Raw genomic sequence first — 12,545 nt, forward strand, 5'->3', positions numbered from 1 at the left:
TATTTGCCGATAACGCAGCACGTTTCAATACGTTTATTGATCAAACATTTGTTTGATTGATTTCCGGGCTTGCGATAGGCTGCCCCTGAAAATGGCGCGGATTCGCGCACTTCAGCGACGGGAGACTCTTCAGTGAAAGCCCTCTTGCTCTCTTCGGCGGACGGTCCCGCCTCGGCGGCGCTTCAGGATGTCGAGACGCCCGCGCCGCGCGCGGGCGAAGCCGCCGTCGCGCTGCGGGCGGCCTCGCTCAACCACCGCGAGCTGTGGATTTCCCGCGGCCTTTACCCGGGGATGACGCTGCCGACGATCCTCGGCGCCGACGGGTCCGGCATCGTCACTGCTGTCGGCGAGGGCGTGGACCCCGCCCTCGTCGGCCGGGAAACCGTCCTCTATCCGGCGCAGCACTGGGGCGAGAACGAAGCGTTCCCAAGCGACCGGTTCGGCCTGCTCGGTATGCCGGGGCCGGGAACCATCGCCGAGACGATCTGCGTGCCCGTGGAAAACGTCTTCGCCAAGCCCGCACACCTCTCCCACACACAGGCCGCGGCGCTTCCCGTCGCGGCGCTGACCGCGTTCCGGGGCCTGACCGTGAAGGCGAACGTGAAAACGGGCGACACCGTGCTCGTCACCGGGATCGGCGGCGGCGTGGCGACCTTCGCGCTGTTCTTCGCCAAGGCGCTGGGCGCGCGGGTTTTCGTGACCAGCGGTTCGGAAGCCACGCTCGAAGCGGCCCGCGCGCACGGTGCGGACGGCGCGTTCAACTACCGCGACGAAAGCTGGGGCAAGGCCCTGCGCAAGGCCGCCGGCGCGATCGACGTCGTTTTCGACGGCGCCCCGGCCTCAGCATTTTCAGGCTATGCGCGCACGCTGGCGATGGGCGCGCGCGTCGTGCTCTACGGATCGACGGGCGGCCCGAACTTCACGGCCGCCGCGCCCGACCTGTTCCTGCGCCACGCGTCCGTTATCGGAACCGCAATGGGCAGCCCGGCCGATTTCGGCGCGATGCTGGACTTCGTTTCGGCGCACCGGCTGGCGCCGGTGATCGACAGGACCTTCCCGTTCGCCGAAGCGCGGGACGCGCTGCTGTATCTCGAAAACGGCCATCATTTCGGGAAGGTCGTCGTCGAGATGCCGGCGGGCGGCTGATGCGCACCATCGTTACCGGCGCGGGCAGCGGCATCGGCCGGGCGACGGCAGAAACGCTCGCCGGGCAGCCGCACGCGCGGCTCCTGCTCGTCGACCGGAACGCCGAACGCCGCGAGGCGTACCTCGCCGCGCTGAGGGCACGCGGCACCGATGCCCACGGCATCGGCGGCGACATCAGCGATCCGGCGTTTCCCGCGGCGATCGTCGCGGCTGCGGTAGAGCGATTCGGGGGAATCGACGCCATCGTCAGCGCGGCGGGCTCTATCGCGAACGGCGCGCCGCTCACCGACCTGCCGCTTGCGGATTTCGAAGGCGCTTTCGCGGTGAACGTGCGCCCCACGCTGCTTCTGGCGCAGGCCGCCTTTCCCCACCTCAAGGCAAGCCGGGGCAGCCTCGTCGCCGTGTCGTCGACCGCGGCCCGTCATCCCGTGCCCGATCTCGGCGGCTATTCGCCGAGCAAGGCGGCGCTTTCCATGCTGGTGCGGCAGCTCGCGCTGGAATGGGGGCCGCATGGAATCCGCGCCAATTGCGTATCGCCCGGACCGACGGCAACGCCGATGGCGCCCGCCTATGCGGACGCGGCCGTGCGCGCGGCGCGGGCCTCCACCTTGCCGCTGCGGCGCATCGCCGATCCCGAACAGGTCGCCGCGACCATCCTGTTCCTGCTCGGCCCCGGCGCGGCCGCGATCACCGGGGTCGATCTCGACGTCGATTGCGGCATGGGCCTCACCACCATGCAACTGAGCGGCGCCGCGCTCGGGCGTTCGACGAATGGCTGAGGCGCGGTTTCGGGTCGAGATTCCGGAAGCTGACGTACTCGACCTGAAAGCGCGTTTGCGCGGGGTCCGGCTCGCTGACGATTTCGCCAACGCCGACTGGCGTTTCGGCGTCGAGCGAGGCTGGCTCGCGGACATGCTGGCCTATTGGGCCGATGGCTACGACTGGCGCGCCGAGGAGGCGGCGATCAACCGCCTCTCGCACCACCGCATCGAACTGGACGGCATCCCCATCCACTACGTTCGCGCCGAAGGAAACGGCCCGCGGCCCCTGCCCGTCATCCTGACGCACGGCTGGCCGTGGACGTTCTGGGACTGGCGCGACCTGATCGGGCCGCTGAGCGACCCCGCCGCGCACGGCGGCGACCCCGCCGACGCCTTCGACGTGATCGTCCCGTCCCTTCCCGGCTTCGGTTTTTCCGCGCCGCTCCGCACGGCCGATGTCGGCGTGCGCGAAATCGCGGCGCTTTGGGTGCGCCTGATGGAAAGGCTCGGTCACAACCGCTTCATGGCGGCGGGCGGCGACTGGGGTTCGCTGGTGTCGGCGGAGCTGGGGCACGCGCACGCGGCGCGGGTCGCAGGCGTGCACCTGACGCTTCCGATCCTGCCCGGCGTCGATCGGGGCACGGTGCAGCCTTCGGACTTCGACGCTTCGGAAAGCTGGATGCGCGACCGCAACCGGGAAGCGCAGGCGGTGTCCGACGGTCATATCCTCGCGCACCGGCGCAGCGCCCAGACGCTCGCCTACGCCTTCACGGATTCGCCCGCCGGCCTCGCCGCGTGGATCTGGGAGCGTCGACGCAACTGGAGCGACTGCGGCGGCGATGTCGAACGCGTCTTCAGGCGCGATTTCCTGTGCACGACGGCGTCGCTCTACTGGTTCACGCGCACGATCGGGACCTCGATGCGGCTTTATGCCTCGCACGGCCCCGAGCGCTGGACGCCGCTGCATGACAGGGAACGCGTGATCGACGTGCCCACCGCCTTTGCCGTCGCGCCGCGCGAGCTGTTCCTGCTGCCGCGCCGGGTCGCCGAACGGAAAACCAATCTGGTCCGCTGGACCACGCTTCCCGAAGGCGGACATTTCCTGCCGTCCGAAACGCCGCGGCAATTGATCGACGAGTACCGCGCCTTCGCGCGAACGCTCCGCTAGGCGGCGTCGATCTCGATCAGCATCTGGCCCTTCGACACGGCCTCGTTCGGCGTGCAATTGACCACGCGCACGACACCGCCGTGCGGCGCGGCGATCACGACCTCCATCTTCATCGCCTCGAGGACCAGCACCGTCGCGCCTCGCTCCACCGCATCGCCGGCGCGGACCGGCGCCTGCAACACCATGCCGTCCATCGGAGACAGGACCACACCCTCCTTCGCGGAGGCTCCGCCGACCGATGCGGCAGCACGCGCGGCGCGCGGGCTGGGCGAGACGCGGGGTGGCGGCGAATGGGCAAGCCCGAACACGGACACCGTCCGGTTCGCGGCGCCCGTAAGCCTCACCTGCCGTTCCGTAAGGCGGGACGTCACGATATCATCCTCCTCGGCATAGGCTGCGCTCTCAGCGACCGGGGGAAGCGCGATCGCCCAGTCCTGCTCCACCGACCCGGTAAAGTGGCGCACCGACCTGAAATCCGGTTCCTCGAGCACGGCCGCGGCATAGGCCGCCGTCGTCGGCACACCGGCAACGCGCAGGCTGCTGAGCGCCCGGTGCAGCCGTATCCGCGCGCTTTCCCTGTCAGGCCCCCACGCCAGCAGCTTGCCGATCATCGAATCGTAGTGCGGCTGCACGCTGTCGCCGCGCTCGACGCCGAAATCGGCGCGCGTCCACGGTGCAAGCGGCACGGAAAGGTCGGTGATGCGGCCCGGCGCAGGCCGGAAATCGTCCGCGCAGTCCTCCGCCGAAATCCGCGCCTGTATGGCGTGGCCGGAGATGCGGGCCTCGTCCTGCCGGATGCCGAGCAGCTCTCCCGCCGCGACGCGGATCTGCGCCTCGACGAGGTCGATGCCGGTGACAAGCTCGGTGACGCCGTGCTCGACCTGAAGGCGGGTGTTCATTTCGAGGAAGGCAAAGCGCTCCGCCTGCCTGTCGACGAGGAACTCGACGGTCCCGGCGCCCGCATAGTTCACCGAGCGGCAAAGCGCGACCGCCGCCGCCTGCATCGCCGCGCGCATCTCGTCCGGCAGGTCCGGCGCGGGCGCTTCCTCGATCATCTTCTGGTGACGCCGCTGGACGGTGCAATCCCGGTCGCCGAGATGGATCACGTTGCCGTGAAGGTCGCCGAGCACCTGAACCTCGACATGGCGCGGGCGCGGCAGGAAGGCCTCCAGAAAAATTTCCGACCGCCCGAACGCTGCCCCGGCCTCCCGCCCGGCGGCCATCATGGCCGCCTCCAGTTCGTCCGCGCCCGCGGCCACGCGGATGCCGCGTCCGCCGCCGCCGAACGAGGCTTTCACGGCGACCGGAAAGCCGATCCCGCGCGCGATCGCCTGCGCCTCGTCGAGGCCGGAAACGGCGCCGTCCGATCCCGGCAGCACCGGGACACCGGCCGCGATCGCCGCCTTGCGGGCCGCGACCTTGTCGCTCATCGTGGCGATGGCGTCGGCGTCGGGACCGATGAACGCGAGGCCGGCGGCCGTCACCGCGCGGGCGAAGTCCGCGTTCTCGCTGAGGAAGCCGTAGCCGGGATGAACGGCCTCGGCACCGCTTTCGAGCGCGGCCGCGACCACCGCCTCGATCTTCAGATAGCTCTGCCGCGCGTTCGCCGGCCCGATGCACACGGCATCGTCCGCCATGCGGACGTGAAGCGCGCCCGCATCCGCCTCGCTGTACACCGCGACGGTTCGTATGCCGAGCGTCTTCGCGGCGGCGATGATGCGCACGGCGATCTCGCCGCGGTTCGCGATCAGGATCGAGGAGAACATCAGGCGCGGCCCAGCGACCGGGCGAGTTCGAGGCGGTTGCGGATGATGCGTCCGCGCTTCACCCGCCCGTCCCCGACATGAACGAGGCCCGCCATGTGGAGGCGCACCGGCATCCCCGCCTCGCCCGCCACGTCCGCGTCCGGGATCAGGCCGCCGTGCTGGGTGAGATGGAAGGCCACGGCCTTGCCGCAGGAGAAGAAGTCGTTGATCTCGACATGGCTCTGCGCGACGAGCGGCGACGCGGGAATGCCGGTCCACTGGTCGTCGAGCAGCACGCCGGGCGTATCGGCGAGAGCGCCCGTATCGAGCCACGCCTTCACCACGGCTTCCGCCCCGGCATCGGGCGCCTCCGCGACCGTGTTCCACGGCGACAGCGCCGGATGATCGACGAGATCGGGAACGCCCGTTCTGAGCTGCCGCTTGCGCGCCAGATAATCCTGCTCGACGTGATTGCTGACGAGCCTGGAACCGTTCCACGCATATAGCCCGATGCCGCCCCACGCGCAGCCGCGATCGCCGTGCAGGCGGGACCGGCCGTGCTCCGAGAAGCGCATGACGAGACGCTCCCCGGACGTCGCGATCTCGTGAACCGTCAGGCAGAGATTCGGGAACTGCTCCATCTGCTTGGCGGTGGCGGCATGATACTCCGTGTCGCGCCCGCGCACGAAATGGTCGCCCATCCGCAGCAGATAGCCCGCCTCCATGATGGCGGGCGTCTGCGACTGGTCGTTGCGGTTCGTGTAGTCGAGCACGTAGTGCTTCATCAGCCGGAGAAAGGCCGGCGCGTCGGCGAGCGACAGCGTCATGGACGGACCCTTTCCGCCCTGACGCCCCAGGCATAGTCGATGGCCGACACCAGCTTGGCGCGGGTTTCTCCCGGCTCGATCACGTCGTCGAGCGCGATGTGCGCGGCGGCCTCCCACGGCTCCGATTCGGTTTCCCATTCGCGCCTGAGCTCCGCGGCGAGCGCGGCCGCGGCCTCATCCCCCGCTTCCGCGCGCACGGCGTCGATCTTCCGCCGGTACACGGTCCTGACGCCGGTGTCGGGCGCCATGAACCCCATTTCGGCGGACGGCCACGCGAACAGGAAATCGGGATGCGTCGGCCGGCCGCCGAGGGCGAAATGGCCGCCGCCGTAGGCCTTGCGGATGATCACGCCGATCTTGGGCACGTTCGCGGTCGAAATGCGGAGCGCGAGCTTTTCGTAAGCCTTGAGGATGCCCGTCCGCTCCGCGCTGGTGCCGACCATCAGGCCCGGCACATCGTGCAGGAAGATGATCGGCAAATTGAACGTATCGCAAAGGTCGACGAACTCGCGCTCCTTGTTCAGCGCATCCGCATCGAGCGCCCCGGCCCGCACGATGGGCTGGCTCGCAATGAGGCCGACCGGCTGCCCTTCGATCCGCGCGAGGCAGGTGATGACGGACCCGCCCCATTCGTCCGCCCACGGGAAGATGCTTCCGGCATCGGCGATCGCCTCGATCACCCGGTACATGTCGTAACCGTCCTTCGCGCCGAGCGGGACGATGTCGGCGAGGCGCGCCGGATCGACCGCCGGATCGCGCGCGGGCGCGGCGGGCGCAGGCAGGCTGCTGTTCGAAGGCAGGAACGACAGGAACGCCGCAATCGCGTCCATCGCCTCCGCCTCGCTGTCCGCAACGGCATGGGCGTTGCCGACCGCGAGCGCCTTCGCCGGGCCGCCGAGTTCCTCGTCCGTCAGCTTCTCGCCGGTCGCCGGCTCGATGACCGAGGGCCCGACGAGCGCGAGCGAAGCCGAGCGCAGCATCACGACGAAATGCGCGGTCGACGCATGGAGCGCGGAATCGCCGTAGGACGGCCCCAGAACGGCCGCCGCGCGCGGGACGAGCGGCCCGCCGTCCGTCGGCGCGAGGAACGTCTTGAAATCGAGCGGCAGATGCGAAAAGCGCCAGCCCATGACATCGGGAATGCGGCCGCCGTCCGCGTCGCAGAGCAGCACGATCGGAAAGCCGTTGCGCTGCGCGATCTCGATCAGCCTGCCCTGCTTGCGCATACTGGTCGGCGCCGTCGTCCCCGCGACGATTGAGCTGTCGATCCCGATCACGCCGACATGACGGCCGTCGAGCCGCGCGAACCCGGTGACGACGGCATCGCCCGGCACGTGCTTCGCCGTGCGCAGTTCCGGCAGCGCCAGCGCGCCGATCTCGAACCAGCTCCCCTCGTCGATCAGCAGGTCCACGCGTTCGCGGACGGGAAGACGGCCCGATGCGCGATGGCGGGCGAGCGCATCCGCGCCGCCCATCTCGCGCGCACGCGCCTGCCGCGCCCGAAGATCGGCGATCAGGGCAGCCATCGTCCGGTCTTCGCTCATGCCTTTTCTCCGAAGCTGGACACGGCGGCGCGCGATTCCGGCGTGGAATGGAGTGCCGTCACCGTTTCGACCGACAGCGCAACACGGTCCGGATCAATCGCCGCATTGATCAGCGCCTTTCCCGCCGCAATGGCAGCGGGCGGCACCGCCGCGATCGTCCGCGCGAGGGCGCGCGCATCATCCATCAGCCCGTCCGCCGTCGAAAGGCGCTGAACGAGGCCGTGGCGCAGCGCGCTTTCCGCATCCAGTCTCTCTCCGGCGAACACCATGAGTTTCGCCATTTGCGCGCCGACGACGGACGGCGCCCGCAGCACGCCGTAACCCGGAACAAGTCCGAAACGCGCCTCGGGCATCGCAAAGACCGCATCGTCCGCAGCGATCACCATGTCGCACGCCATCGCCACTTCGCACCCGCCGCCGAGGGCAAGGCCGCGCACGGCCGCGATCGTCGGCAGCGCGCATTGCGCGATGGCATCGAACGTCTGCATGGCGTCGATCTGGAACGCGCGGCGCTCGTCTTCGGTCGACAGCGCCGCGAAACTCTTCACGTCGCCGCCGACGGAAAAGGCGCGCGTTCCCGCCCCGCGGAACACGATGCAGTGCGCCGTCATCTCCTCCGCCCACGCCAGCGCCGCGCGAAGGTCGGGCCAGAACGCGCGGTCCATCGCGTTCAGCTTTTCCGGGCGGTCGAACGTGACGAACGCAACCGTATCCTCAAGATCCACGCGCACCATGCCGCGCTGCCAGTTTGGCGACCGGCTCATATCAATTCCTCCAACGCACGCCGCTCGAAACGGTGCAGTTCACCGAACCGCCCTTCCCGAACCTTCTCCGCCCACGCCGGGTCCGCGATGAGCGCGCGGCCCACGGCGACCAGATCATAGTCGCCTCTTGCAACGGCGTCCGCCAGCGGCTGCAACTCATCGTCCGCACCGGCCTCGTCGCCGATGTCGGTGACGGAGAGCGGGGCGCTGAGACCGACGCTGCCGACGGTGATCGTCGGCCGCCCCGTCAGGCGTTTGACCCACCCGGCGAAGTTGAGCGGAGACCCTTCGAATTCGGTTTCCCAGTACCGGCGCTGGGAGCAATGGTAGATGTCGACGCCCGCCGCGGTCAGCGGCGCAAGGATCGCGCCGAGAGCCTCCGGGTCGGCCGCAAGCCGGGCGGTATAATCCTGCTGCTTCCACTGCGATATGCGCAGGATGAGCGGAAAGTCCGCCCCGACCGCGCGGCGCACCGCCGAAACCACCTCCGCGGCGAAACGCGTCCGCTGGGCAGCGTCTCCGCCGTAGGCGTCGTCCCGGCGATTGAGCGGCTCCCAAAGGAACTGGTCGAGAATATATCCGTGCGCCCCGTGGATCTCGACGCCGTCGAATCCGAGACGCCGCGCATCATACGCGGCCTTGGCGAACGCATCGACGACATCCGCGATGTCCTGCGCACTCATTTCCCGGCCGAGCGCAGCGGCGCCGGGCTTGTGCAGTCCCGATGGGCTCATCGCCGCGAGGTGCCGGTTGGGGAGATCCTGTTTCGGGTGCCGCATCGCGCCGACGTGCCAGATTTGCGGCACGATCCGGCCGCCCGCCGCGTGCACCTCGTCCACGACCCGCCGCCACCCGTCGAGCGCCGCGCCGTGGAAGGCCGGGATTCGCTCGGAGTGCGAGGAGACCGGGTGGTCGATCGTCGTGCCCTCGGTGACGATGAGGCCGACGCCATGCTCCGCACGCCGCCGATAGTATGCCGCGACGTTCGGACCCGGCACCTCGCCCGGCGAAAACCAGCGCGTCATCGGCGCCATGACGATCCGGTTCGGAACGTCGAGGTTGCCGCCCGAAAACGGCGTGAACAGCGGCTCGAGCCCGCTCATCTTGCCAGCCTCTTCCTGTCCATGTCCCAATCCGAAAGCCGGGCGGCCGTATCGCGGCCCGGTCGAATCCTGCCGAAATCGCGCGTCATCGTCGAGCATCCGCAGGCAGCCGGAGCGTGGCGCGGTAATGGGGCAGCGCGCGAAATGCCAGCCATGCACCGATCGCGGCGCTGGTTCCGCAAACGATGGACAGCGAGACGCCCACCTTCGCCGGATCGCGGAAGACGACATCGGTGAACAGCGCCACGATCGTCGGCGCGATGCCGAGCCCGACCACCGCGACGAGGAAAACATACATGGCGGAGGCGAGCCCGCGCATTCCGTTCGGCGAGGCGAGCTGCAACGCGGATGCCGCCATCGCCTGCGGTAGGCTGAAAAAGAAGGTCGCGACGGCCGCCGCCGCGAGCGCGGTGCCGTAGGTCGGCGCAAGCGAAAGCGCGACGCTCGCGGGCACCAGCGCCACGGCCGCCACGGCGGCGACGATCACCGTGCCGCCCTCGTGCCCGCGCCGTTCGATCCACCGCCCGATGACGGGTCCGCTGAGCACGCCGAGCGTGCCCATCACCAGCACGAGCGCGCCGTATTCGAGCCCCATCGACGCGGACTCCGCGCCGTGGCGCCGCATCAGGAACGCAGGCATCCACGCCGGCAAGGCATAGAGCACGATGATGATTCCCGTCATCGCCGCATAGAAACGCCCGAAGAAGGCACGGCCGGCCCAGAAGAACGCCAGCGTTTCGCGAAGCGTGTAGGTTTCCGCGGGCGCGGCGTCGTTCCCGAGGCTGCGCCGCGGCGGCTCGCGCACCGCCAGCGTGGCCACGCCGAGCAGCACGCCCGGAAAGCCGATGGCGATGAACACGAATTGCCAGGGTTCGAGGCCCGACAGAATGTCGTGCGCCGCGATGACGCTGTCGGCGGCGCCGATCAGCAGACCGCCGAACACGAGCGCGAGCCCGGCCCCGAGGTACGGCCCGATCAGGAAGATGCTCATCGCGCGCGGCAGGCGCTCGCGATTGAAATAGTCGGAGAGCATCGACCACGCCGCGGGCGACACACAGGCCTCCGCCGCACCGACGACGACCCGCGACGCGAACAGCGCCCAGTAGTCGTCCGAAAGCCCGCACGAAATCGTGCCGAGACTCCAGACGATCGCCCCGGCAACGAGAATGTTCCGCCGGTTCGCCCGGTCGGCCAGACGTCCGAAGACCGGGCTGAACAGCACGTAGGCCGACGTGAACGCCAGCCCCTGAAGCAGGCTGACCTCGGTGTCCGAAAGCACGAGGCTGCGCTTGATCGGATCGACCAGCAGGTTGAGAATCTGCCGATCAATGAAGGCGACCGTGTAGATCGCCGTCAGAAAGCAAACGACAACCCACGGATAGACGCCGGACGCCGATTCTTCCTTTCCGTTCAGTTTTTTAGCTACGGCTTGCAACACCGGCCCCAACGTCATCCTGCCCGACCAAGGCGTTCAGCCGTAACACAGTTATCAAACTGCTGGAAGGTAGAATATTTGCGTATGATTCTCGTGCTGCGCGTCCTGCCTTGCGATGCCGCGGGCCTACGCCTCCGACCGGTTCAGGCTCTGCCGCAGATCCTGGATCGCCGCCTTGAGGTCCGCCGGGGGCTTGGGGATGAAGCCCGCGACGAGCGACAGGACCGCGAGCTTCAGGCAGGCGCTGAGGTCGGCGAGCGGAATGCGGCCGCTGAGCGCGTCATTGATCACGGCGAACTCGATGTTCGCCATCTGCGCGATCAGAAGGTCCTTTTCGCCCTCGCTCAGCGCATTGGCCTTCGAGGACGCCAGCTCGCACACGAAACTCTTCACATGCGAGATCGCGATCTCTCTCAGGATGTCGTAGATTCCCGGGTCGATGTTCGCCGAGAAGAATATCGGCGCGAGCGCCGACGAATAGGATTTGCTCCCGATGATGATGTCGGTCAGCCTGTCGAATCGGTCGAGCAGGCTGGCAATCGTCTTCGGCTCGGGATCGGCGCCGGATTCCTCTATGTTCTTGTAGAAGAAGTCCTTTATCGCGACTCCGATGATGACTTCCCGGCTGCCGAAGTAGAGGTACAATGTCCTGAGGGCGACGTCGGATTTCTTGCTGATCTGCCGGATCGTGACGCCGTTCACGCCGTCCTCTTCGATGAGCTGCAAGGTCGCCTTGAGGATTCTCTGCCGCCGTTCGACCATCGAGCGGCTGTTGTAGGGCCGCTTCTGCCGCGGCGGGTCCTCTGGAGCCTTCGTCTCCGGCGTGGTCTTCTTCCTGTACTTCATAAGGATCCTGCTCCAAAACCCGGCATCGGAAAAGCGATCTCCTGAGACGCGCTCCGGAACGTCCCGGCCCGGCAACAGGCTATAGAAAGAACCGCCGCCGGAACTCAAGTCATGCCGCGCGCAAACGCCGCTTGATACACCTCCACCGTTTCGCGGACACGCCCGAACGCTTGTCACGCCGTCCGCAAACGTTATAACTTGTTATAACAACACTTGCCGAGCACCGTCAGCGATGCGCACCCGTGCGGATGGCGGAAGATTTCGGCCGACGGCGGGAGGATACCATGCAACCGACGCTGCAAAGGCGCGTCTCCGTGATCACCGGCGGATGCGGCGGCATGGGGATCGCCTGCGCCCGCGAATTCGGCAAGTCCCACGACCTGATCCTCGCCGATGTCTCTGCCGACCGGCTGGCAGACACGGGCGCGCGGCTGAGGGACGAAGGCTACAGCATCCGCGCCGCGGTCGCGGGGGACATCGCGGACGCGAAAACCGTCGCCGCGATCGGCGACGCGATCGACGCGCACGGGCCGCTCGGCGTCGTCATCCATGCCGCCGGCATCTCATCGGGCATGGCGGACTGGCATACGATCCTGCGCACGAACGCCCTCGGCACCGCGCTGCTGCTCGATGCGCTGGAAGCGCGGCTCGTTCCGGGGACCGTCTGCGTGCTCATCGCCTCCATCGCCGGCCACCTCGCACCAGCGGACCCCGAGGTGGATGCCATCCTCGCCGCGCCTTCGGCGGACGGTCTTCGACGCATGGAATCGCATCTCCAGCGGCTGGCGGCGATGATGACGGACGGGAAATCCTTCGCCTATTCGGGGCTGAGCGGCCCGGCCTACGGCGTCTCGAAACGGGCGATGATCCGGGCGGCGGCGGCCCGCGCACCGGCATGGGCCCGCAAGGGCGCCCGCATCGTATCCCTGTCGCCCGGCCTCATCTGGACGCCGATGGGACGATTCGAGGTGGATCACGGTGAGGCGGCCGGCGATCTCCTCAAGGAGACCCCGATACAGCGGTGGGGCACGCCGATGGACATTTCACAGGCGGCCGCCTTCCTCGCCTCCGACGCGGCCTCGTTCATCACCGGAACGGATCTCCGGATCGACGGCGGCATGGTGCCGTTCCGGCTCAGCGAGAACAGTTGACGCCGCGACGCGCACCGGCCGCAAGGCCCTGGAATCATGGAGAACATCAGGCGCT

General features: G+C 68.4%; 11 protein-coding genes. 4 read left to right on the top strand and 7 right to left on the bottom strand.

Features of this window, described 5'->3' with window-relative positions:
* The first annotated feature begins 132 nt into the window (after window positions 1-132).
* The 3 genes from PE061_RS00290 to PE061_RS00300 are packed head-to-tail and all read left to right on the top strand — an operon-like array spanning window position 133 to window position 3,075.
* On the top strand, window positions 133-1,146 hold the full coding sequence (locus PE061_RS00290) for a zinc-binding dehydrogenase (RefSeq protein WP_271257257.1): 1,014 nt from the start codon (window positions 133-135) through the stop codon (window positions 1,144-1,146).
* Window positions 1,146-1,925 carry an SDR family NAD(P)-dependent oxidoreductase gene (locus PE061_RS00295; RefSeq protein ID WP_271257258.1) on the top strand — a complete coding sequence of 260 codons (780 nt, stop codon included), beginning with the start codon at window positions 1,146-1,148 and terminating at the stop codon, window positions 1,923-1,925. Before PE061_RS00290 ends, PE061_RS00295 begins: the two co-directional genes overlap by 1 nt.
* A complete protein-coding gene (locus PE061_RS00300) occupies window positions 1,918-3,075 on the top strand; it encodes an epoxide hydrolase family protein (RefSeq protein WP_271257259.1) in 1,158 nt (385 codons plus the stop codon). The genes PE061_RS00295 and PE061_RS00300 overlap by 8 nt, the downstream gene beginning before the upstream one ends.
* Here PE061_RS00300 and PE061_RS00305 read toward each other — a convergent pair.
* From PE061_RS00305 to PE061_RS00335, 7 genes are all read right to left on the bottom strand, one after another.
* Window positions 3,072-4,841 (bottom strand): acetyl/propionyl/methylcrotonyl-CoA carboxylase subunit alpha, encoded by a 1,770-nt coding sequence (locus PE061_RS00305; RefSeq protein ID WP_271257260.1) that lies wholly within the window; start codon window positions 4,839-4,841, stop codon window positions 3,072-3,074. The genes PE061_RS00300 and PE061_RS00305 overlap by 4 nt on opposite strands.
* A complete protein-coding gene (locus PE061_RS00310; RefSeq protein WP_271257261.1) occupies window positions 4,841-5,647 on the bottom strand; it encodes a hypothetical protein in 807 nt (268 codons plus the stop codon). The genes PE061_RS00305 and PE061_RS00310 overlap by 1 nt, the downstream gene beginning before the upstream one ends.
* Window positions 5,644-7,191: an acyl-CoA carboxylase subunit beta gene (locus tag PE061_RS00315; RefSeq protein ID WP_271257262.1), complete on the bottom strand. Its 1,548-nt coding sequence runs from the start codon at window positions 7,189-7,191 to the stop codon at window positions 5,644-5,646. The genes PE061_RS00310 and PE061_RS00315 overlap by 4 nt, the downstream gene beginning before the upstream one ends.
* The gene (locus tag PE061_RS00320; protein ID WP_271257263.1) at window positions 7,188-7,955 is read right to left on the bottom strand and encodes an enoyl-CoA hydratase/isomerase family protein; all 768 of its coding nucleotides are present in this window, start codon (window positions 7,953-7,955) and stop codon (window positions 7,188-7,190) included. Before PE061_RS00320 ends, PE061_RS00315 begins: the two co-directional genes overlap by 4 nt.
* A complete protein-coding gene (locus PE061_RS00325; RefSeq protein WP_271257264.1) occupies window positions 7,952-9,058 on the bottom strand; it encodes an NADH:flavin oxidoreductase in 1,107 nt (368 codons plus the stop codon). The genes PE061_RS00320 and PE061_RS00325 overlap by 4 nt, the downstream gene beginning before the upstream one ends.
* A gap of 85 nt (window positions 9,059-9,143) precedes the next feature.
* Entirely contained in the window at window positions 9,144-10,493 is a 1,350-nt protein-coding gene (locus PE061_RS00330; protein ID WP_271257265.1) for an MFS transporter, read from the bottom strand.
* Window positions 10,494-10,619: 126 nt separating this feature from the next.
* Window positions 10,620-11,339, bottom strand: a complete 720-nt coding sequence (locus tag PE061_RS00335) for a TetR/AcrR family transcriptional regulator (RefSeq protein WP_271257266.1) — start codon at window positions 11,337-11,339, stop codon at window positions 10,620-10,622.
* A 284-nt stretch (window positions 11,340-11,623) separates the two neighbouring features.
* Between PE061_RS00335 and PE061_RS00340 the strand changes: the two genes are divergently transcribed.
* Entirely contained in the window at window positions 11,624-12,490 is an 867-nt protein-coding gene (locus PE061_RS00340; protein ID WP_271257267.1) for an SDR family oxidoreductase, read from the top strand.
* Window positions 12,491-12,545: the final 55 nt, after the last annotated feature.

This window comes from Sphingosinicella microcystinivorans (assembly GCF_027941835.1).
Classification (GTDB): domain Bacteria; phylum Pseudomonadota; class Alphaproteobacteria; order Sphingomonadales; family Sphingomonadaceae; genus Sphingosinicella.

Excerpts from the sequence above, each read along its gene's own strand:
- PE061_RS00295 (WP_271257258.1), top strand. The coding sequence starts at position 1,146 with ATGCGCACCATCGTTACCGGCGCGGGCAGCGGCATCGGCCGGGCGACG.
- PE061_RS00300 (WP_271257259.1), top strand. The coding sequence starts at position 1,918 with ATGGCTGAGGCGCGGTTTCGGGTCGAGATTCCGGAAGCTGACGTACTC.
- PE061_RS00305 (WP_271257260.1), bottom strand. The coding sequence starts at position 4,841 with ATGTTCTCCTCGATCCTGATCGCGAACCGCGGCGAGATCGCCGTGCGC.
- PE061_RS00310 (WP_271257261.1), bottom strand. The coding sequence starts at position 5,647 with ATGACGCTGTCGCTCGCCGACGCGCCGGCCTTTCTCCGGCTGATGAAG.
- PE061_RS00315 (WP_271257262.1), bottom strand. The coding sequence starts at position 7,191 with ATGAGCGAAGACCGGACGATGGCTGCCCTGATCGCCGATCTTCGGGCG.
- PE061_RS00320 (WP_271257263.1), bottom strand. The coding sequence starts at position 7,955 with ATGAGCCGGTCGCCAAACTGGCAGCGCGGCATGGTGCGCGTGGATCTT.
- PE061_RS00325 (WP_271257264.1), bottom strand. The coding sequence starts at position 9,058 with ATGAGCGGGCTCGAGCCGCTGTTCACGCCGTTTTCGGGCGGCAACCTC.
- PE061_RS00335 (WP_271257266.1), bottom strand. The coding sequence starts at position 11,339 with ATGAAGTACAGGAAGAAGACCACGCCGGAGACGAAGGCTCCAGAGGAC.
- PE061_RS00340 (WP_271257267.1), top strand. The coding sequence starts at position 11,624 with ATGCAACCGACGCTGCAAAGGCGCGTCTCCGTGATCACCGGCGGATGC.